This is a genomic window from Stutzerimonas stutzeri (assembly GCF_000952685.1).
GTDB lineage: Bacteria > Pseudomonadota > Gammaproteobacteria > Pseudomonadales > Pseudomonadaceae > Stutzerimonas > Stutzerimonas stutzeri_E.
In genome coordinates this window covers 67,547-88,452 of the sequence record NZ_JYHV01000018.1, presented here as the reverse complement: position 1 = coordinate 88,452, position 20,906 = coordinate 67,547, and the positions used below count along the sequence as shown (strand labels likewise).

Sequence of the window (20,906 nt, the reverse complement as noted above, 5' to 3'; positions counted from 1 at the left end):
AGGCCTGGTTTTTTCTGCTGTGCTCGATCACTGACGCTGCTTGCGATTCACCGTCTGTGCCGCCTTGATGATGTCGGCGCCGATTACCGGTTCGAACTCCTTCCATACTGGCCGCATGGCTTCCCGCCAGGCTTCGCGCTGTTCGGGGGTAAGCTCGATGATCTCCGAGGTGCCCGCCTTGCGGATGCGCTCGCGGTCGGCCTGGTTGGCTTCCTCGGCGGCGCGGTTCACCTCGTAGGTCACCTCATCGATGATGCCTTCCAGTTCGGTACGGATCAGGTGCGGAATGCCGAACCAGAACCGTGCGTTGCTCACCAGCATGTAGTCGAGCACGCCGTGATTACTCTCGGTGATGTAGGGCTGCACGGTGTGCATCTTCTTGCTGTAGATGTTCGACCAAGGGTTTTCCGCGCCCTGGACCGTGCCGTTCTGCAGCGAGGCGAAAACCTCGGCGAAGGGGAGCTTTTTAGTGGTCGCACCCACTTGTGAGAACTGTGACTCCAACACCGCCGAAGGCTGGATGCGGAACGCCAGACCGGCTGCATCGCCCGGCAGGCGCAGTGCCTTGGTCGCCGACAGTTGCTTCATGCCATTGTGCCAGTATGCCAGTCCGGTGATGTTTTCCTTTTCCATCGAACGCAGCAGCTGACGCCCCTTGGCACGCTTCTGGAAGCGGTTGACGGCTTCCAGGTCGTCGAACAGGAACGGCAGGTCGAATACCTGCACCTGTTTGGTGTACTTCTCGAACTTGGCCAACGAGGGTGCCAATAGTTGAACATCATTGTTGCTTAGGGCTTCCAGCTCATTGGCATCGCCGTACAGCGTGGAGTTGGGATAGACCTCGACGGTCACTTGGCCGGGCAGACGTTCCTCGACCAGTCGCTTGAACAGCAGCGCGCCTTTGCCCTTGGGGGTGTCTTCAGCGACGACATGGGAGAACTTGATGACAATCGGCTCGGCCTCGACGGCGGTCGCGGTTAGCGCCAGCACCAGACCGGCGAGGGTGATGATCGGCTTGATCATTGAAAGGCTCTTTATTTTGGTTGGTTGGCATTGCGTCCGAGGACGCGATTGAGCTTCAACGGGGAGTTATGCCAAATAAGCCGAACCACCTAAAGCGCTTTCTCGCAAAATTCATGATTGGATGAACGGGAGCGGGCATGGATCACAGTTTGCCGCTTGCCTCGCAGCTCTGCGCCGAAGCAACGGCGCAGAGCTGTTTCAGGTCAACCGCTGGCCAGCTGCCAGCTGCCAGCCGCCGCCCAGCGCTTTATAAAGCGCGACGATTCCACGGTACAGATCCACTTCGGCCAGCGCTTGGGCGTCCTCGGCGGTGAGGCGCTCACGCTCGGCATCCAATAGCACCAGGAAGTCCACGGTGCCTTCCCGGTAGCGAATCTGCGCCTGTTGCGCAGCAGCGCGGCTGGCGCTGGATTGGCGTAACAACGCCAGCAGCCGCTCCTGAGCACGGGCATAGTCACTGAACGCATTTTCCGATTCTTCCAGCGCGAGCAGAACTTGTTGCTCGTAGTTCGCCAACGCGCCTTCGGCATCCGCTTCGGCACCGCGCAAGCGAGCCCGGACGCTGCCCATGTCGAATGCCGCCCAGCTGATGCTCGGCGCCACCCCCCAGGCTTGTGCAGCGCTCGAGCCGATCTGCGAGCCACGACCTGCAATGAACCCAAGGAAGCCCGACAGGCTTACCCGCGGGAACAGATCGGCCGTCGCCACGCCGACGTTAGCGGTGGCGGCCGCCAGTTGCCGTTCGGCGGAAAGAATGTCCGGGCGGCGGCGCAGCAGTTCGCCGGGATCGCCGATCGGCAATGCCTTGGCTATTGCCGGCAGCTTGCGAGGCGAAAGGTCGACACTGAGTTGCTCCGGACGCTGGCCGAGGAGGGTGGCGATGCGATTGCGCGCGCGGGTCTGTGTCGCTTGCAGTTGCGGCAAGCTGGCTTCGGTGGCGGCCAAACGAGCATCGGCACGCAACACATCCAATTCGCTGCCCATACCGGCTTCGCGCAGCTGCTCGGTCAGTTGATGCGACTCGCGTTGATTGGCGAGGTTTTCCCGGGCGATACGCTCGCGCAGCTGCGCACCACGCAGTTGGCCATAGGCATCCACCAGTTCGGCGATCAGGCTGACCTGTAGCTGATAGAGCTCGGCTTCTGCGGCCTCGCTTTGTGCCTCGCTGGACTCGATGCGGCGTTGGATGCGCCCGAACAGATCCAGCTCCCAGGCCATGTCCAGACCCAGATCGTAACGCTCGATATTGCTACGTTCCTCGCTAGTACCCGGCTGCTGAGCCTTGCCGTACTCGGCGCTGGCACCGGCAGTCACGGTCGGGAAACGATCATTGGCCGCGTCATCACGAATCGACCGCGCCGCGCGTAACCTGGCGAAGGCGATGCGCAACTCGCGGTTCTCCGACAATGCCTCGCCGACCAGCGCATCGAGTGTCGAGTCGTCGAACTGACGCCACCAGGCGGATTCGAAGCGCGAGCGGTCGAAACCCTCGGCGTTGGCTCGCTCAATCTTGGCTGGAGCCGTTTCGGGCGTCCGGTAATCCGGGCCGACGGCGCACGCGCTCAAGGTGAAGATCGCGGCAAGCAGTAAGACAGCTTTCATGCATGGGACTCCTTCAGTACAGCCTTTTTCTCCTCGCGCTTCTCAACGAAGGCGCGAATCACCAGGTAGAACACCGGGGTCAACAGCAGCCCGAAGAAGGTCACGCCGAGCATCCCGCTGAACACCGCGACACCCATGGCATGACGCATCTCAGCGCCCGCGCCGGAGGACAACACCAGCGGCACCACGCCCATGATGAAGGCGAAGCTGGTCATCAGGATTGGCCGCAGCCGCAACCGGCAGGCCTCCAGCACAGCGGCCAGACGGTCCATGCCTTCTTCCTGTTTGTCCTTGGCGAACTCGACGATGAGGATCGCGTTCTTGCACGCCAGTCCGACCAGCACGATCAGTCCGATCTGGGTGAACACGTTGTTGTCGCCACCGGACAGAATCACGCCGGTGATCGCCGACAGCAGGGTCATGGGCACAATCAGGATCACCGCCAGCGGCAGGCTCCAGCTCTCGTATTGCGCAGCCAGCACCAGGAAGGCCAGCAGCACGCAGAGCGGGAAGACGAAGACTGCCGTGTTGCCCGCCAGAATCTGTTGGTAGGTCAGCTCGGTCCATTCATAGCTCATGCCGTTGGGCAGTTCGGCCTTCAGCAGGCGCTCCATCGCGGCCTCCGCCTGGCCGGAGCTGTAGCCCGGTGCCGCGGCGCCATTGATTTCAGCGGTGAGGAAACCGTTGTAGTGCATGACCCGGTCGGGGCCGGCGCTATCGCTGACTTTGACGAAGGTCGACAGCGGCACCATCTCGCCGCGGTTGTTGCGCACCTTCAGCTGGCCGATCTGCTCGGGTGCCAGGCGGAACTTCTGGTCGGCTTGGACGTTGACCTGGTAGGTACGGCCGAAGCGGTTGAAGTCGTTGGCATACAGCGAGCCGAGGTAGACCTGCATGGTGTCGAAGATCTCATCGATCGGTACGCCGTGGGTCTTGGCCTTCTCGCGGTCGATGTCGGCGTCCACCTGCGGCACGTTGACCTGATAGCTGGTGAACAGCCCGGCCAGTTCCGGATAGTCGGCGCTCTTGGCGAGAACGTTCTGCACCTGCTTGTAGAGCTCCTCGTAACCGAGATTTCCGCGGTCCTGCACCTGCACCCGGAAGCCGCCGATGGTGCCCAGCCCCTGCACGGGAGGCGGCGGGAAGATCGCGAGATACGCTTCCTGAATGCCCGCGAACTGACCGTTCAGCTCACCGGCGATGGCCCCGGCCGACATGTTCGGCTCCTTGCGCTGATCGAAATCCTTCAGGGTGACGAAGACGATCCCGCTGTTCGGGCTGTTGGTGAAACCGTTGATCGACAGGCCGGGGAAGGCGACGGTGTTCGCCACACCAGGGTGTTTGCCGGCGATTTCCGACATTTGCTTGATCACATCCTCGGTACGGTCGAGGGTGGCGGCATCGGGCAGCTGCGCGAAGGCCACCAGGTACTGCTTGTCCTGAGGGGGCACGAAACCGGTCGGGGTATTGGCGAAGCCCATGTAACCAAGAGCGACCAGGCCGACGTAGACCACCAACGCGATGCCGCTGCCACGCAGGATGCGCCTTACCGCCCCGACATAGCCGTGACTGGCGCGCTCGAACACGCGGTTGAACGGGCCGAACAGCCAGCCGCCGAACAGCTTGTCCAGCAAGCGCGAGAAGCCGTCTTTCGGAGCGTCGTGGTGACGCAGCAGGACTGCGGCCAATGCCGGCGACAGGGTCAGCGAGTTGAACGCCGAGATCACCGTGGAGATCGCGATGGTCAGTGCGAACTGTTGGTAGAACTGCCCGGTCAGGCCGGAAATGAACGCCGTCGGGATGAACACCGCGCAGAGCACCAGCGCTGTGGCGATGATCGGCCCGGTGACCTCCTTCATGGCCTGTTTGGTGGCTTCGACCGGAGACTTGCCGAGGCCGATGTTACGTTCGACGTTTTCCACCACGACGATGGCATCGTCCACCACGATCCCGATCGCCAGCACCAGCCCGAACAGCGACAGTGCGTTCAGCGAAAAGCCGAGCATGTGCATTACGGCGAAGGTACCGATCAGCGATACCGGCACGGCGGCCAGCGGGATGATCGAGGCACGCCAGGTCTGCAGGAACAGGATAACGACCAGCACTACCAGTACGAGGGCTTCAAGCAGGGTGTGCACCACCGCCTCGATGGATCCACGCACGAAAATGGTCGGATCGTAAACGATCTCGTAATCCACGCCTTCCGGGAAATCTTTCTTCAACTCGGCCATGCGCGCACGCACGGCGTCAGAGATCGCGATGGCATTGGAGCCCGGACGCTGAAATACCGGGATGGCCACGGCCGGCTGGTTGTTGAGCAGCGAACGCAAGGCGTACTGGCTGGAGCCCAGCTCGACGCGCGCGATGTCGCGCAGGCGGGTGATCGAGCCGTCTTCGCCGGCACGAATGATGATGTTCTCGAATTCCTCTTCGTTGACCAGACGGCCCTGGGTATTGATCGACAGCTGAAAGTCGGTCGCGCCCGGTGCCGGTGGTGCCCCGAGCGAGCCGGCAGCGACCTGGCGGTTCTGCTCGCGGATCGCGTTGACCACGTCGGACGCGGTTAGATTGCGCGAGGCCACCTTGTTCGGGTCCAGCCAGACGCGCAGCGAGTAATCGCCCATACCGAACAGCTGCACGTCACCGATACCGTCCAGTCGCGCCAGCTCGTCCTTGACGTTGAGCGCCGCGTAGTTGGACAGGTAGAGCATGTCGTAGCGTTCGTCAGGCGAGGTCAGGTGGACCACCATGGTCAGGTCCGGCGAGGCCTTGTCCACCGTTACGCCGAGGCGCTGTACTTCGGTCGGCAGCGTCGGCATGGTGCGGGTCACGCGGTTCTGTACCTGCACCTGGGCGTTGTCCAGGTCGGTGCCGAGGGCGAAGGTGACGGTCAAGGTCAATTTGCCGTCGGCGGTCGCCTGGGAGGACATATAGAGCATGCCCTCGACGCCGGTGATGGCCTGCTCCAGCGGCGAGGCGACGGTTTCGCCGATCACCTTGGGGTTGGCGCCGGGGAAGTTCGCACGCACCACGACGGTGGGTGGAACGACTTCGGGGTATTCGCTGATCGGCAGCTGAAACAGCGAGATGGCGCCACCGATCAGGATGATCAGCGACAGCACCGCAGCGAAGATTGGCCGCTGAATGAAGAACTGAGAAAAATTCATGACGCACTCCGGGGGCGAGGGCGCGCATGGCGCGCCCTGACGGAATCGATTTTCTAAGGGTGCGCCGAGGCGCACGGTCTACGGGGGTTAACGGATGCCTCAGCTGCTTGGACGGCGCGCCACGTTGTGCTCGACGACTTCGGTCTTGAACGCTGCCGTGATGGCACGGTTTTGCTCACGTAGCGCAGCGAGGGTGTCGGCATCAGCCATCGGTACGTTCTGCGGCTGTACTGGGCTGCCCGGACGCACACGCTGCAGGCCGTTGACGACAATGGTCTCGCCTTCATGCAAGCCGTTGCGCACGATGCGCAGACCTTCGAGCTTCGGCCCCAGCTCAACGGAGCGATAACTCACCTTGCCGTCATCGCCCAGAACCAGCACGAACTTCTTGCCGAGATCGGTTCCCACCGCGACGTCCTTGATCAACACCGCCTCGTAGGTGGCGCTACCAACCAGCTTCAGACGCGCGTAAAGCCCCGGGGTGAAGCGCCCGTCACGGTTGTCGAACACGGCGCGGCCGCGAATGGTGCCGGTACGTGGATCGACCTGGTTGTCGATGAAGTCCATATGACCCAGATGCGGATGACCGTCCTCGCTGGAAAGACCGAGGTAAACGGGCGTTTCTTCCCCCCGCGCGCCTTCGCGTGCCAACTCGCGGTATTTCAGGTAGGTGCGCTCGTCGGCCTCGAAGTAGGCGTAGACCTTGTCGGTGGAAACCAGTGTCGTCAGCAAGGCCTCGCCGGCATTGACCAGGTTCCCGGCGGTGATCAGGGCACGCCCGGCACGGCCATCGATCGGTGCCGTCACACGGGTGAAGCTCAGATCCAGTTTGGCGGCTTCCAGTTGCGCCTGGATGGCAGCAACGGCGGATTTCGCTTCGCTGGCGGCGCTGACGCGGGCATCGGCGAGCTCGGCGGAGATAGCGTTGTTGGCGCGCAAACGCTCACCACGCTGAGCTTCGCTGGCGGTGCGCTGCTGAGTAGCACGGGCCTGCTGCAGCTCGGCTTGCAGGCGCTTCACCTGCGCCTCGAACGGCCTCGGGTCGATTTGGAACAACAGATCGCCTTTCTTGACCAGTGCGCCTTCCTCGAAGGCAACCTTGTCGATGAAGCCGGACACTCGCGGGCGAATCTCCACCGACTCCGGAGCCTCCAGGCGGCCGGTGAGCTCGTCCCATTCGGTGACTTGCTGTTCGATGACTTCAGCCACGCTGACCTGTGGCGCCGGCATTGCCGCTTCGGTGGCCTCTGGCGCTTGGCCGCATGCGCCAACGAGGACAGCGGCAACCGCAACCAGTGGGTAACGCAAGGCTTTGAGTGAACGTTCCATGCTTGACTCCGCAACTCGGGTTTTTATCGATGGCGGGAGTGTGCCGGCTGGCCTTGCGATGCAGAAATCGAACAAGGCGAATATGAATATCATCCAGGATGATGTTGCCGATGGCTTCATCGATGGCGGACGAGGCGCCGGTACCTATTAGGTGGTGTCGCCAGCGCATCCGAACCTCGATGAGGATCGGGGCGGTGTGGACTCACGGTTGGTGGATTACGGTCCGGTAGGGTCGGTGAAACTCTTCGCGATTTGGAGCTTCAGAGACTGTCCGGGTCGCCGACGAACATCTGAATACGCGAGCGCAGCCAGCGTTCAGCGGGATCGTTGTCCTGCGCGCCACGCCAGGCCATGGACAGTTCGAAGTCCTGACTGGTCTCGAATGGCAGCGGCTCGGCGCGCACACCACCATTGGCGGCGAGGGCAGATGCGGCATAGTCCGGCAAGGTTGCGACCAGGTCTGTTCCTGCCAGCAGGCTTGCCAATCCGTTGAACTGCGGTACGGCCAGCACCACCTTGCGCTTGCAGCCGTGCAGCGCCAGCTCCTCGTCGATATAACCGTTCAGGTCGCCGGCGAACGAGACCATGGCATGCGGACGCGAACAGTAGTCTTCCATGGTCATGCGGCCCGGAATGCTGTCGGCACGCAGCAGCATCGGTTTCGGCCTGCGCAATATCTTGCGCTTGGCGTTGGCTGGCAGCTCCTGGGTATAGCAGACGCCGACCGATATCTCGCCGGACGCCAGCAGGCCCGGCATCAACAGGTAGTTGGCGCGCCGTATCACCAGCACCACGCCCGGCGCTTCGGCACGGATGCGCCGGAGCAGTTGTGGCAGCAAAGCGAATTCGACTTCGTCGGTCAGGCCGATCCGAAACACCAGCTCGCTGGTGGCCGGGTCGAAGCTCGAAGCACGGCTGACCGCGGTGGAGATCGAGTCCAGCGCGGGGGAGAGCAGGCTGGCGATTTCCTGGGCTCGAGCGGTCGGTTCCATGCTGCGACCCGTACGCACGAACAACGGATCGTCGAACAAGGTGCGCAGCCGCGCCAGTGCGGCACTGATCGCCGGCTGACCGAGAAACAGCTTTTCGGCCGCTCGCGTCACACTGCGCTCGTGCATCAGCGTTTCGAAGACAATGAGCAGGTTCAGATCCACACGGCGAAGGTCGTTGCGATTCATGCCTTTCACTTCAAGCGGGGGTCAGACGAAGGGCGCGACTGACTTCAGGTTGCGACTGCATTCTAGACAGATCGGCGTGACGTCGGCATGTCCATTTCCGCTTTGCAATTACACAAACCTGCAGGTTGTGATGCGGCTTTACATACATAACACCATCATTCCTGCGCATGGCAACTATCGAGCGGAATGCGGGAATCACGGCTGGAGTTGTGCCGAAGGTGCAGATAGAGTCACTAACACAGTAGTAAACCGAGGGGTCTTTCAATGTCCCGTATCATTCGTTTCCACCAGTTCGGCCCGGCCGAGGTCCTGTGCTATGAGCAGCAGGACGTTCCACGGCCAGGTCCCGGCGAAGTTCTGATCGGCGTTCGTGCTATCGGCATCAGCTGGAACGACGTGCTCTGGCGGCAGGATCTTGCGCCGCGCCATGCGCGACTACCGTCCGGGCTTGGTAGTGAGATCGCCGGCGAAGTGCTGGCGGTGGGCGACGAGGTGAACGGTTTCGCCATCGGCGACCAGGTGGCGAGCTTCCCCGCCCATGACCTGAACCAGTATCCCCTGTACGGCGAGCATGCACTGCTGCCGCACACCTCGCTCGTTCACTACCCCGACATGCTCGGACCGATCGAAGCCTCCATTCACTACACGCCGGCGCTGGTGTCTTATTTCGCGCTGGTCGAACTGGCGCAGCTCGAGCCCGACCAATATGTCCTGGTGACCCAGGCGCGCCATTGCACCGGCCCGACCGCAGTCCAGGTGGCGAAGGCGCTGGGTGCAAGAGTGATCGCCACGTGCGAGACGGCCGAGGACCGCGATTTCCTGCGCGAACTGGGCGCCGAAACGGTGATCGTGACCGAAGAGGAGGATCTGGTCGGACGACTGCAGAAGATTACCGGCGGTGCCGGCGTCGAGGTGGTGCTCGATGCATGTGGCGGCTCGCAGATGAAGCTTCTGGGTGACGTTATCGCGCCGCGTGGCAAACTTATCCTCTACGGGCTCAACGGCGGCAACGAAACGGCATTTCCGGCGTGTGCGGCCTTCAAGAAGAACTTCAAGTTCTTTCTTCACTGCCTATGCGACTTCACCGGGCAGCCGGAGTTGGGCATCAAGCAGAATCGCGAAGCGGTCGAGCGCGCGCTGTTGCATATCAACCAGCTCACGGTCGATCGGTTGATTACACCTCAGGTCGATAAGGTGTTTGGTTTCGATGACGTGGTCGAAGCGCATCGGTACGTTGAAAGTGGCATACCGCGCGGTCGAGTCGCGCTTCGCGTCGACTGAGCAGGGCCATACCGCGGCCCTCTCATCGCTTCACAGAAACTTTTCCCACGCGGCTCAAGTCCTCCGAAGACAGGTTATTCACCTTGACGGAGGATTTTTGCATGGCCGACGAAAACCAGACCCTACCCCCTCAGGAACAACCCGAGCCCGGCAAAGAGGGCTTGATGAATCCGCGACCTGAGTTCCGTGGCGAAGACTACAAAGCTGCCGGAAAGCTACAAGGCAAAGTCGCCATTCTCACTGGCGGCGACAGCGGCATCGGCCGCTCGGTCGCGGTGCTTTTTGCCCGGGAAGGGGCCGACGTGGCGATTCTTTATCTCGATCAGGATCAGGATGCGAACGAAACCCGTCGCGTCGTTGAAAGTCATGGCCGCCAATGTCTGACCTTCGCCGGCGATGTGGCCGATCGCGACGTGTGCCGCAAGGTCGTCGACGAGACGCTGTCCAAGTTCGGCAAGCTCGACATCCTGGTCAACAACGCCGCGGAACAGCATCCGCAAAAGTCTTTCGAGGACATCAGCCAGGAGCAGTGGGAGAAAACCTTCCGCACCAATGTGTTCGGCATGTTCCAGATGACTCAGGCCGCGTTGCCTCATCTGAAGGAAGGCGCCTCGATCATCAATACCAGTTCGGTGACGGCTTACAAGGGCAACCCGATGCTGATCGACTACAGCTCGACCAAGGGCGCCATCGTGGCATTTACCCGGGCGCTGTCGATGAGCCTGGCCGAACGTGGCATACGGGTGAACTCAGTTGCGCCGGGGCCAATCTGGACGCCGCTGATTCCATCCACTTTCGATGCGGACAAGGTTGCCGAATTCGGTGCCAACGTACCGCTCAAGCGCCCTGGCCAGCCGGACGAAGTCGCACCGGCCTATGTCTATCTCGCAAGCAGCGACGCCTCCTACGTCAGTGGTCAGGTGATCCATGTGAACGGCGGGACGGTGGTGAACGGCTGACCAACAGCAAACAGGAGAAAGGCTATGCCTCGCACGATCTGGAAGGGCGCGGTCAGTTTCGGTCTGGTGCATATCCCTGTCGCGTTGGTGCCGGCCACCACGCGCCAGGGAATCGACTTCGACTGGCTGGATAAACGCAGCATGGATCGGGTCGGTTACAAGCGCATCAACAAGACCACAGGCGAAGACATCGACAGTGAGAATATCGTCAAGGGCGTGGAATACGAGAAGGGCAATTACGTCGTGATCAGCGACGAAGAGATCAAGGCAGCCCATCCGAAAGCCACGCAGACGGTGGACATCGTCGCCTTCGTCGATGCCAAGGACATATCCTTTCTCTACATCGATACGCCGTACTACCTCACGCCCGATCGACGGGGCGAGAAGGTCTATGCGCTGTTGCGCGAAACGCTGATCCAGACCGGCAAAGTCGGTATCGCCAACGTTGTGCTGCGTAACAAGCAGCACCTGGCAGTGGTCATGCCGCTGGGCAAGGCTCTGGTGATGAATACGCTGCGCTGGGCCGATGAGGTCCGCGGCGTGGAATACCTCGAGATGAAGGACGAGGCGCTAAACACCGATTTGAATCCTCGCGAGCTGGAGATGGCCAAGCGCCTGGTGGAGGACATGAGCGAAGAATGGAATCCCGAGCAGTACAAGGACACCTTCCAGGACCAGATCATGGATCTGGTGGAAACCAAGGCCCGCGAAGGCAAGATCGAGGCTGTCGGCGGGCCGGAAGAAGCCGTCGACCGTCGCAGCGCCGATGTCATTGACCTTACCGAGTTGCTCAAGCGCAGCCTGGCGGGCAAGACCGCCAAAAAAGCCGCGCCTGCGGATGAGGTCGAAAACGAGGAGGAAGCCGACGAAGAACAGGCCGCACCGGCTAAACGCACACCGAGCAAAAGTGCCTCCGGCAAGGGCAAGACGGCGAGCAAGTCGACCGCAAGCAAATCCGGCAGCAAGGCGCCGGCTGCACGCAAGAGCACGGCTAGCAAATCCAGCAGCAAGAAGGCCAGCTGACCTCATGAGGTAGCCATGTCCGCAGCATCCGGCAAGAGCGGCCGCCCTGACGTGGGTGGCATTGGTATCAGCAATCCGCAACGGGTCATCGACGCACGCAGCGGCGGCACCAAGCTGCAACTGGCTGAGTATTATCTGGCCGTCGGCGACTGGCTGACGCCGCATCTGCGCAACCGGCCGTTGTCCATCGTCCGTGCTCCGGATGGGGTGGATGGTGAGAATTTTTTCCAGCGCCATTGCGGGCGTTTGAAAATGCCGCACATGCGCGTCCTGGACAAATCACTGGACCCTGAACATGCGCGTCTGATCCAGGCGGACAACATCACCGCTGTCGTCGAGGCGGTGCAGATGGGCACCGTCGAATTTCATACATGGAATGCCCGCAGCGACCGTATCGATCGCCCGGATCGGATCGTTTTCGACCTCGATCCGGATCCCGCATTGCCATGGTCGAGCATGATCGAAGCGACGTCGATGACCCTGGAGCTGCTTGCCGGCCTGGGCCTCAAGGCGTTTCTCAAAACCAGTGGCGGGCGTGGCATGCACGTGGTGGTGCCGATCGACCGTCGCCAGGGCTGGGACTGCATCAACGAATTCGCGCGCGGCGTGACGGCGCGCCTCGCCACACAGGCGCCCGAAAAGATCGTGGAAAAGATGGGGCCGAAGAATCGCGTCGGAAAGATCTTCGTCGATTACCTGCGCAATCAGAGGGGCGCCAGCACCGTGGCGGCTTACTCGGCTCGTGCGAGACCGGGATTGCCGGTTTCCGTACCTATCAGGCGCGATGAGCTGGAGCAGATCGCCGGGGCGGATCAGTGGACCATTCACAACCTGCACGAGCGCCTGGAGCAGATGCGAGAGGATCCCTGGTCCGACTACGCATCGACGCGCCAGGGCATTTCGGCGCGCCTGTTGAAGGGGCTTGACGCCTGACTCGACAGGTGACCTTTCCATCGCCGAATCTCCAGCTAGCCTTGAACGAGCGCAGCGAACAGGCGCCGACTCATCGATCGCCCTGCAGGAACCATCCCAGAGCGCCTGCAGTCGATGATTCAGATGGGGAGAACATAACGAGTAACAGGAGATACCGATGACCGTGCGAGTATCCCGGCGACAGTTCCTCAAGTTCGGTGCGGCAGGTGTAGGCGCATCGAGCATGGCCATGATGGGATTTGCGCCTGATGAAGCCGTCGCGTCGATTCGTCAGTTCAAACTGACCGGCGCAAAGATAGCCCGCAACATTTGTACCTACTGCTCGGTAGGTTGCGGCATGTTGCTCTACTCCCGCGGCGATGGTGCCGCCAATGTCATCGACGATATCTATCACGTCGAAGGCGATCCGGATCACCCGGTCAGCCGCGGCTCGCTCTGTCCACGTGGAGCGGGTGTGCTGGACTTCATCAAGAGCGAGTCCCGGGTCAAATACCCGGAAGTACGCGAGCCGTTCACCAACGAATGGAAGCGCATCAGCTGGGATGAAGCCTTCACACGCATCGCGCGTCACATGAAGGACGATCGCGACAAGAATTTCGAAACGCATGACGAACAGGGGCGGCTGGTCAATCGCTGGTTGACCACCTCGATGGTGGCGGCGTCAGCCTGCACCAACGAGACGGCCTATCTCACGCAGAAGATCACACGGGCACTTGGCATCCTTCAGATCGACAACCAGGCGCGCGTTTGACACGGACCAACGGTGGCAGGTCTTGCCCCAACATTTGGTCGCGGTGCCATGACGAACCACTGGGTCGACATTGCCAACGCTAACGTCATCCTGTCGATGGGCGGCAATTCGGCCGAAGCGCATCCGGTGGGCTTCCGTTGGGTCATGCATGCCAAGGAGCGCAGCAACGCGATCCTGATTTCCATCGACCCTCGCTACAACCGAACCACAGCGGTTGCCGATTATCACGCCTGGCTCCGGACCGGTACGGACATCGTGTTCCTCGGCGGTTTCATCAACTACCTGATCGAATCCGACCGCTACGCTCACGAGTACGTCCGCGAGTACACCGATGCTCGCCTGATCGTCAAAGAAGGCTTCGGCTTCGAGGAAGGGCTGTTCACCGGCTACAACTCCGAAGACCGGACCTACAACCGCGAGACCTGGAATTTCGAGCTGGACGAGCGGGGCTTCGCTCGCTCCGACCCAACGCTCGAGCACCCGCGCTGCGTGTTCCAGCTTATGCGCCAGCATTACAGCCGTTACACCGTCGAGCAGGTCGAGAATATCTGCGGCATGCCGCGGGACAAAGTGATGGAAATCTGGGATTTGATGGCGCAGACCTCGGCGCCGGACAAGACCATGACCATCCTCTACGCGCTCGGATGGACGCAGCACACCATCGGCTCGCAGATGATCCGCTGTGGTGCCATGGTGCAACTGCTGCTCGGCAACATGGGCATGCCGGGCGGCGGCGTGAACGCATTGCGTGGGCATTCCAACATTCAGGGCCTGACGGACATCGGCCTGCTATCCAATCTGCTGCCGGGCTACCTGAACCTGCCATCGGTGAATCTGCAAAGTTACGCCGACTACATGAAGACGCGGATCAAACAGCCGCTGGTCGAAGGTGAGGTGTCGTACTGGAAATTCTATGAGCGCTTCTTCGTCAGCCTGATGAAGGATTGGTACGGCGATGTCGCCACCGCTGAAAACGACTGGTGCTACGACTGGTTGCCGAAGCTGTCCGTGCCGATCTATGACGTGCTCTACGCCATCAACGACATGACCCTGGGCAAGATGACCGGCGCCTTCTGCCAAGGCTTCAACATCCTGGCCGCGTTCCCGAACAAGGCCAAGGTCATGGATGGCCTGTCGAAGCTCAAGTACCTGGTACTCATGGATCCGCTGAAGGTGGAGACAGGCGAGTTCTGGAAGAACTTCGGCGAATACCATGATGTCGATCCCTCGAAGATCGGCACCGAGGTTTTCCGCCTGCCCACCACGTGCTTCGCCGAGGACGACGGCTCCATCACCAACAGCTCGCGCTGGCTGCAATGGCACGAGAAGGCAGCACCTGGCCCTGGCGAGTCGATGACCGATTCCGAGATTCTTGGCGAGGTCATGTTGCGTCTGAAGCATCTGTATCAGGAGGAGGGCGGCGCTTTCCCGGATCCGATTCTGAATCTCACCTGGAATTACAAGGATCCGAAATTCCCCAAAGCGGCGGAACTGGCGCAAGAGTACAACGGCCGCGCGCTGGTCGACCTGACCGACGATGCCGGTAACGTCGTTCGTCGCAAGGGTGAACTGCTCAACGACTTCAGCGAGCTTCGCGCCGACGGTTCGACCGCTTGCGGGTGCTGGATCTACTCAGGCGCCTGGACCGAAGAAGGCAACATGATGGCCCGGCGCGACAACTCCGATCCCTATAACACCGGCAATACGCTGGAGTGGGCCTGGTCCTGGCCGATGAACCGCCGGCTGCTCTACAACCGTGCTTCGGCGCGGCCCGACGGCACACCGTGGGCACCCAACAAGGCATTCATCTGGTGGAACGGCGAGCGCTGGACGGGCGCGGACGTCCCGGACTTCCCGCTGACTTCGCCACCTTCCCAGGGCGTCGGTCCGTTCATCGTCACGCAGACCGGATGCGGGCAGCTTTTCGCCTCGCAGTGGTTGAACGAAGGACCGTTCCCGGAACATTACGAGCCCATGGAAACCCCGATCGACCGGAACCCGCTGAGTCCGAACAATCCATTAGCGCTGCACAATCCGATCGCCCGTGTGTTCGAGCAGGATCGCGACTCGTTCGGCTCCAACAAGGATTTCCCTTATGCGGCGACGACCTATCGCCTCACTGAGCATTTCCACTACTGGACGACACATGCCCGGCTCAACGCCATCGCCCAGCCGGAGAAATTCGTCGAGATCAGTACCGTACTTGCCGAGGAGTTGGGCATAGCTGCAGGCGATCGGGTAAGGGTGACGTCCAAGCGGGGCTTCATTACAGCGGTCGCGGTGGTGACCAAGCGGCTAATTCCGCTGCAGATCGATGGCCGGACGGTGCACCAGATCGGCATTCCCATCCATTGGGGCTTCAAGGGTGTGGCCAAGAAGGCACATCTGACCAACACCCTCACCCCCTTCGTGGGTGACGGAAACACGCAGACACCAGAGTTCAAGTCGTTTCTGGTGAACGTGGAGAAGATTGGAGGGGCTGTCTGATGCGCGGTGACCAGATCAATATGCAGAACATCATCGCCCGCTCAGCGACCACCACGCCCTCGCCGCAGGTGCGGCACGGGGGCGTAGATGCCGTCACCAAGCTGATCGATGTATCGGTGTGTATCGGCTGCAAGGCATGCCAGGTTGCCTGCTCCGAATGGAACGACCTGCGTGATGAGGTTGGCGAATGCGACGGCACCTACAACAACCCGCAGGACCTGTCGCCGGAGTCGTTCGAGGTCATGCGTTTCAGCGAGTACGAGGATGAGCAGGGCAATCTCGAGTGGCTGATTCGCAAGGATAACTGCATGCATTGCGCCGAGCCGGGCTGCCTCAAGGCCTGTCCGTCGCCCGGTGCGATCGTGCAGTACGCCAATGGCATCGTCGATTTCAATTCCGAGCACTGTATCGGCTGCGGCTACTGCGTAGCCGGGTGTCCTTTCGACATTCCTCGAATCTCGAAGAAAGACAACAAGGCCTACAAATGCACGCTGTGCTCGGACCGGGTGTTCAATGGGCTCGAGCCGGCTTGCGTGAAGAGCTGCCCGACCTCGGCCATCATGTTCGGCACCAAGGAGGACATGCTCGATTACGGTTCGCACCGGGTCGCGCATCTCAAGGGGCGCGGCTACGACAATGCCGGCATCTACGATCCGCCCGGTGTGGGCGGCACCCACGTCGTCTATGTGTTGCAACATGCTGACAGGCCTGAGCTCTACAGCGGCCTGCCGAAGGATCCGCACATCAGCCCGACGGTGGAGCTGTGGAAGGGCGTGACCAAGCCGATCATGTCCGTGGCGCTGGGTGTATCGGTACTGGCCGGGTTTTTCCACTACGTGATGAAGGGGCCGAAGGAAGAGCCCGAAGACGATCCGGATCCTGAGTTGGCAGCGGAAGATCGCGCGCTCGATCGGCGTGGGGAGGACCAGCTATGAGCCATTCCAATATCAACCACGGCATCCTGCGGTACGGCTGGTGGACACGGGTCAATCACTGGCTCATCTCGATCAGCTTCGTGCTGCTCACATTGAGCGGGCTGGCGTTGTTTTATCCGGCTTTCTTCGGCCTTACCGCACTGTTCGGTGGCCCGGAGCCGACGCGAATCGTGCACCCCTATATCGGTGTGTTCATGTCGCTGTTCTTCGTCATTCAGGCCGTGCGTTTTTTCGGCGACAACCTGATTAGACGCCATGATGTCCAATGGATGCGGCAGATCAGCGATGTGCTCAGCAACCGTGACGAGCGCCTCCCTCCGGTGGGCAAGAACAACGCCGGACAAAAGCTGGTGTATTGGCTCTTCCTGGCCACCGTGCCGGTGCTGCTGATTACCGGCATCGTGCTTTGGCGCCCCTGGATCGCCGACGGCATGCCGGTCTGGGCGTTGCGCTGGGCGGTGATGATCCATGCAATTGCGGCTTTCATCGCGATCATCACCTTGATCATTCATATCTATGCGGCCATCTGGGTCAAAGGGTCGGTGCGTGCCATGACGCAGGGGCGCGTTAGCCATGCCTGGGCGCGACATCATCACGGGCTGTGGTACGAGGACGTCATGCGCAACCGTAAAACCGATTCGCAAAGCGCGTCGCCCACCAGCGAAGTACAGGACCGCCGCCGATGAAAGGAGCTGCAGTGAACCACGCTTATGGAAGTGCACCTTCCGGGATCATGGAGGCCCCCCATGTGGTGTTGCCGGATGCCAAGGTCTTCAGCAAACGGGCGACCCGATTGAGGGAACTGGTTCTGCAGGTGCCGCCGCTCGACGAGTTTCTCGCGTTCATGGCGCGCCTGGTACAGGCCCAGCACCAAGTCCTGAACGAACGAGAGCCGGCCTGGCGTCCAGCGGCGGACGCGTTCGACCAGGCGCTGAAACACCGCATGCCGCCCCTGGGCTTTCAGGCATTGCGACGCGATGTACTCTGGCAGCAGGACTTGCTTGCCATTCTCGATGCGGTGGAATTGCACGTAGGGGAGCGCCAGCGGCCATTGCTCGCTCGATTGCGCGAGATGTTCCCCGAGCAGCTCGATGCATTGGCTGACGATGTGTTCGAGATGCGCCCCGGCAACGAGACGACCCGTGCCTTGCTGCCATTTGTGGCTGCGGCGTTACAGGTCGCCTGGGTGCGTCTGGCCATTGGAATGACCGGTGTGCCGGCGCGCCCGACGGGCGAGGCGAAGGCGCTATGCCCGTGTTGCGGCGCTGCACCTGTTGCCAGCGTAGTACACAACGAGCGCCATCGCAGTGGTGTGCGCTACCTACACTGCGCGTTGTGTGCGACCGAATGGCATCTGGAACGCATTACCTGCGGCGCATGCGATACCGGCGGCAAGCTGCTCTATCTGACCCTCGACGATGAGCAGGGCAAGCCTTTCCTGCCGGTCCAGGCGGAGGCCTGCAACGAGTGCCATAGCTATCTGAAAATCATGCAGCGCGAGCTGCATGGACGCGCCGACCCGGTCGCCGATGATCTTGCCAGTTTGGCATTGGACATGCTGCTGGCCGAGCAGGACGAGTACGCGCGCAGCGGCTACAACCCGCTGTTGGTCATGGGCGCGTAGCCGCTCAAGTGGGTTCTGGCTCTTCGTCAGCCACAGCCTGCCCACCGAATGGCGTGCCGGGTTTGTAGTCGTCGATATCGTCAGGACAGGGCACCTGCGGCAAATCCCCCGGTTTGTCGTGCACGACAGGGTCGGGTTGGGGCACATCGGGGCGGGCATGCGGAGTCATGACGGCCTCCCATCAGTCGGAATGTTTAATCGCCAATCAACCAAGGGCGAGCGGACGCCAGAACAACGGCGGCAACTGCGCATCGCTCCTCGCTTGAGTACAGACCTTTCTTGGATCCCGCGTTGCAGTTTCCGACAGTCGTCGTACGGCGACATTCGGCTGCACCGCTGCGGTCTGTTCTGCTGAACTTTTACAGCCTCCGTTGGTTCGGAAGAACAGAGCCCATGAAAGCCTGCAGCGCGGGTTTTCACACGGTAAATCCAACCCGAACGGTTGCCGCCTCCGCCGCGGTTGGTTTGCCGTATCGCAACGACTTAGGCCTCAGGAGCCCGCTCGATGACCGATACACAGCCCCACGCAACGATTCACCCTCGACTGGAACAAGCATTGAAGATGCCGCGTATCGCCATCGAGTCGACCGAGCCGGTGCTCGACGGTGGGCGTTTCGCTGCCAAGGCCATCATCGGCCATCCGGTCAACGTAACCAGCAAGATATTCGCCGACGGCCATGACCAGCTCGCCGCCGCGATTTGCTGGCGGACCAAGGACGAAGACACCTGGCGCCGTGCTCGTCTCAAGCTGATCGGCAATGACAGCTGGGAAGGACATTTCACCCCGACGCAGGTCGCGGGCCATGAATTCATGATCGAAGCCTGGTGGGATATCTACGAGACCTACCGTTACGAACTATCGAAGAAGCATACCGCCGGTGTGCCGGTGCAACTGGAACTGGAGGAAGGCCGCTTGCTCCTGGAACGGGCCAGCAGCCGTGCCCAAGGTGAAGTCAAGGCCATCATCGACGATCTGCTGCACCGCCTGAGCACGGCGCATCTGGACGACGAGCGCGTGTCGGTTCTGCTGGCCGAAGAAACAGCCGCTGTCATGGCCGATGCCGACCCACGGGAGCATTGCAGTCAGAGCCAGGTCTTCCCCCTCGAAGTCGAACGGCCGCTGGCCCAGTTCGCCAGTTGGTACGAGTTGTTTCCGCGCTCCGAAACCGATGACCCGAATCGCCACGGCACCTTCCGTGATGTGCATAAGCGCCTGCCATCGATCCGCGACATGGGCTTCGATGTGCTCTATTTCACGCCGATTCACCCCATTGGCCGGCAGCACCGCAAAGGCCGCAATAACACCCTGGTGGCCGGGCCAAACGATCCGGGCAGCCCTTATGCCATAGGCAGCGAGGAGGGCGGTCACGACGCCGTGCATCCGCAGCTGGGCACGCTCGAAGACTTCCGCGAGCTGGTGACCGCTGCACGTGAGCACGGCTTGGAAATCGCGCTCGACTTCGCTATTCAGTGCTCCCAGGACCACCCCTGGCTGAAGGAACACCCGGGCTGGTTCTCCTGGCGACCGGACGGGACGATCCGTTACGCAGAGAACCCACCCAAGAAATACCAGGACATCGTCAACGTCGATTTCTACGCCGAGGACGCCATGCCGGACCTGTGGATCGCCTTGCGCGACGTGGTCTGGCATTGGGTGCAGCAGGGCGTGAAGATCTTCCGCGTCGACAATCCACATACCAAGCCGCTGCCGTTCTGGGAATGGATGATTGCAGACATCCGTGAGCGCGATCCGGACGTCATGTTCCTTTCCGAGGCGTTCACCCGCCCGGCAATGATGGCGCGTCTGGGTAAGGTTGGCTTCAACCAGAGCTACACCTATTTCACCTGGCGCAACAACAAGGCGGAGTTGAGCCAGTATTTCACTGAGCTCAACGAGCCCCCGCTGCGCGACTGCTACCGGCCGAACTTCTTCGTCAACACGCCCGATATCAACCCGTTCTTCCTGCATGACTCCGGCCGCCCCGGTTTCCTCATCCGTGCCGCACTGGCGACCATGGGCTCGGGGCTGTGGGGGATGTACTCGGGCTTCGAACTGTGCGAGTCCGCCGCGATTCCGGGCAAAGAGGAATACCTCGACTCGGAGAAGTACGAAATCCGTCCGCGCGACTATCACGCGCCAGGCAACATCGTTGCCGAGATCGCTCAGCTCAATCGCATCCGTCGGCAGAACCCGGCCTTGCAGACCCACCTCGGCTTCAGCGCGTACACGGCCTACAACGACAACATTCTGTATTTCGGCAAGCGTACGCCGGACCGCTCCAACTTCATTTTGATCGCTATCAGCCTTGATCCACACAACGCTCAGGAAGCCCATTTCGAACTTCCACTGTGGGAGTTGGGGCTGCCCGACCATGCCGAAACCCGTGGCGAAGACCTGATGAATGGGCATCGCTGGACTTGGTACGGCAAGACACAGTGGATGCGCATCGAACCCTGGCACCTGCCGTTCGGCATTTGGCGGCTCACCGCCGACGCCCCGGATCCTGACTTAAAGTAAATTCTTGGAAGTGTCTGCTTACCTTTAAATATCAGCACGTTATATGTATTAGTTAATCCATATTCTAGTACTGATGCACGTTTTGAGTCTCCACCC

The 20,906-nt window shown here is 61.2% G+C and carries 16 protein-coding genes; 10 read left to right on the top strand and 6 right to left on the bottom strand.

The window, feature by feature from the left end:
- Positions 1-27 precede the first annotated feature (27 nt).
- The 4 genes from UF78_RS11200 to mexE form a co-directional block, all read right to left on the bottom strand.
- A complete protein-coding gene (locus tag UF78_RS11200; RefSeq protein WP_045162334.1) occupies positions 28-1,020 on the bottom strand; it encodes a TRAP transporter substrate-binding protein in 993 nt (330 codons plus the stop codon).
- Between the two features lie 201 nt (positions 1,021-1,221).
- The gene (locus tag UF78_RS11195) at positions 1,222-2,625 is read right to left on the bottom strand and encodes an efflux transporter outer membrane subunit (protein WP_045162300.1); all 1,404 of its coding nucleotides are present in this window, start codon (positions 2,623-2,625) and stop codon (positions 1,222-1,224) included.
- Positions 2,622-5,792, bottom strand: a complete 3,171-nt coding sequence (locus tag UF78_RS11190; RefSeq protein ID WP_045162299.1) for an efflux RND transporter permease subunit — start codon at positions 5,790-5,792, stop codon at positions 2,622-2,624. The genes UF78_RS11195 and UF78_RS11190 overlap by 4 nt, the downstream gene beginning before the upstream one ends.
- A gap of 99 nt (positions 5,793-5,891) precedes the next feature.
- On the bottom strand, positions 5,892-7,121 hold the full coding sequence (mexE, locus tag UF78_RS11185) for a multidrug efflux RND transporter periplasmic adaptor subunit MexE (protein ID WP_045162298.1): 1,230 nt from the start codon (positions 7,119-7,121) through the stop codon (positions 5,892-5,894).
- Between mexE and UF78_RS22880 the strand changes: the two genes are divergently transcribed.
- Positions 7,120-7,272 (top strand): hypothetical protein, encoded by a 153-nt coding sequence (locus UF78_RS22880; RefSeq protein WP_155397630.1) that lies wholly within the window; start codon positions 7,120-7,122, stop codon positions 7,270-7,272. The genes mexE and UF78_RS22880 overlap by 2 nt on opposite strands.
- 109 nt (positions 7,273-7,381) lie before the next feature.
- Here the strand turns inward: UF78_RS22880 and UF78_RS11180 are convergent, their stop codons facing one another.
- A complete protein-coding gene (locus UF78_RS11180; protein WP_045162297.1) occupies positions 7,382-8,299 on the bottom strand; it encodes a LysR family transcriptional regulator in 918 nt (305 codons plus the stop codon).
- Between the two features lie 264 nt (positions 8,300-8,563).
- On the opposite strand from UF78_RS11180, the gene UF78_RS11175 reads away from it, so the two are divergent.
- From UF78_RS11175 to fdhE, 8 genes are all read left to right on the top strand, one after another.
- A complete protein-coding gene (locus UF78_RS11175) occupies positions 8,564-9,580 on the top strand; it encodes a zinc-dependent alcohol dehydrogenase family protein (protein WP_045162296.1) in 1,017 nt (338 codons plus the stop codon).
- A 101-nt stretch (positions 9,581-9,681) separates the two neighbouring features.
- On the top strand, positions 9,682-10,539 hold the full coding sequence (locus tag UF78_RS11170; RefSeq protein WP_045162295.1) for an SDR family oxidoreductase: 858 nt from the start codon (positions 9,682-9,684) through the stop codon (positions 10,537-10,539).
- 24 nt (positions 10,540-10,563) lie between these two features.
- Positions 10,564-11,562 (top strand): Ku protein, encoded by a 999-nt coding sequence (locus tag UF78_RS11165; protein ID WP_045162294.1) that lies wholly within the window; start codon positions 10,564-10,566, stop codon positions 11,560-11,562.
- Between the two features lie 15 nt (positions 11,563-11,577).
- Positions 11,578-12,495, top strand: coding sequence for a non-homologous end-joining DNA ligase (gene ligD, locus UF78_RS11160; RefSeq protein ID WP_052679317.1), 918 nt, complete (start codon positions 11,578-11,580; stop codon positions 12,493-12,495).
- A 163-nt stretch (positions 12,496-12,658) separates the two neighbouring features.
- Positions 12,659-15,733, top strand: a complete 3,075-nt coding sequence (gene fdnG / locus UF78_RS11150) for a formate dehydrogenase-N subunit alpha (protein WP_155397633.1) — start codon at positions 12,659-12,661, stop codon at positions 15,731-15,733.
- The gene (fdxH, locus tag UF78_RS11145; RefSeq protein ID WP_045162291.1) at positions 15,733-16,668 is read left to right on the top strand and encodes a formate dehydrogenase subunit beta; all 936 of its coding nucleotides are present in this window, start codon (positions 15,733-15,735) and stop codon (positions 16,666-16,668) included. The genes fdnG and fdxH overlap by 1 nt, the downstream gene beginning before the upstream one ends.
- On the top strand, positions 16,665-17,354 hold the full coding sequence (locus UF78_RS11140; protein ID WP_045162290.1) for a formate dehydrogenase subunit gamma: 690 nt from the start codon (positions 16,665-16,667) through the stop codon (positions 17,352-17,354). Before fdxH ends, UF78_RS11140 begins: the two co-directional genes overlap by 4 nt.
- Positions 17,351-18,292, top strand: a complete 942-nt coding sequence (gene fdhE, locus UF78_RS11135; protein ID WP_045162289.1) for a formate dehydrogenase accessory protein FdhE — start codon at positions 17,351-17,353, stop codon at positions 18,290-18,292. Before UF78_RS11140 ends, fdhE begins: the two co-directional genes overlap by 4 nt.
- Positions 18,293-18,296: 4 nt before the next feature.
- On the opposite strand, the gene UF78_RS22995 is transcribed toward fdhE, so the two are convergent.
- A complete protein-coding gene (locus UF78_RS22995; RefSeq protein WP_196298658.1) occupies positions 18,297-18,461 on the bottom strand; it encodes a hypothetical protein in 165 nt (54 codons plus the stop codon).
- Positions 18,462-18,797: 336 nt separating this feature from the next.
- On the opposite strand from UF78_RS22995, the gene UF78_RS11130 reads away from it, so the two are divergent.
- Positions 18,798-20,810 carry an alpha-1,4-glucan--maltose-1-phosphate maltosyltransferase gene (locus UF78_RS11130; RefSeq protein WP_045162288.1) on the top strand — a complete coding sequence of 671 codons (2,013 nt, stop codon included), beginning with the start codon at positions 18,798-18,800 and terminating at the stop codon, positions 20,808-20,810.
- Positions 20,811-20,906 lie beyond the last annotated feature (96 nt).

What these genes read in the sequence shown, in the direction of transcription:
- UF78_RS11195 (WP_045162300.1), bottom strand. Translation starts at nt 2,625, where the DNA reads ATGAAAGCTGTCTTACTGCTTGCCGCGATCTTCACCTTGAGCGCGTGC.
- UF78_RS11190 (WP_045162299.1), bottom strand. Translation starts at nt 5,792, where the DNA reads ATGAATTTTTCTCAGTTCTTCATTCAGCGGCCAATCTTCGCTGCGGTG.
- UF78_RS22880 (WP_155397630.1), top strand. Translation starts at nt 7,120, where the DNA reads ATGCTTGACTCCGCAACTCGGGTTTTTATCGATGGCGGGAGTGTGCCG.
- mexE (WP_045162298.1), bottom strand. Translation starts at nt 7,121, where the DNA reads ATGGAACGTTCACTCAAAGCCTTGCGTTACCCACTGGTTGCGGTTGCC.
- UF78_RS11180 (WP_045162297.1), bottom strand. Translation starts at nt 8,299, where the DNA reads ATGAATCGCAACGACCTTCGCCGTGTGGATCTGAACCTGCTCATTGTC.
- UF78_RS11175 (WP_045162296.1), top strand. Translation starts at nt 8,564, where the DNA reads ATGTCCCGTATCATTCGTTTCCACCAGTTCGGCCCGGCCGAGGTCCTG.
- UF78_RS11170 (WP_045162295.1), top strand. Translation starts at nt 9,682, where the DNA reads ATGGCCGACGAAAACCAGACCCTACCCCCTCAGGAACAACCCGAGCCC.
- UF78_RS11165 (WP_045162294.1), top strand. Translation starts at nt 10,564, where the DNA reads ATGCCTCGCACGATCTGGAAGGGCGCGGTCAGTTTCGGTCTGGTGCAT.
- ligD (WP_052679317.1), top strand. Translation starts at nt 11,578, where the DNA reads ATGTCCGCAGCATCCGGCAAGAGCGGCCGCCCTGACGTGGGTGGCATT.
- fdxH (WP_045162291.1), top strand. Translation starts at nt 15,733, where the DNA reads ATGCGCGGTGACCAGATCAATATGCAGAACATCATCGCCCGCTCAGCG.
- UF78_RS11140 (WP_045162290.1), top strand. Translation starts at nt 16,665, where the DNA reads ATGAGCCATTCCAATATCAACCACGGCATCCTGCGGTACGGCTGGTGG.
- fdhE (WP_045162289.1), top strand. Translation starts at nt 17,351, where the DNA reads ATGAAAGGAGCTGCAGTGAACCACGCTTATGGAAGTGCACCTTCCGGG.
- UF78_RS22995 (WP_196298658.1), bottom strand. Translation starts at nt 18,461, where the DNA reads ATGACTCCGCATGCCCGCCCCGATGTGCCCCAACCCGACCCTGTCGTG.
- UF78_RS11130 (WP_045162288.1), top strand. Translation starts at nt 18,798, where the DNA reads ATGACCGATACACAGCCCCACGCAACGATTCACCCTCGACTGGAACAA.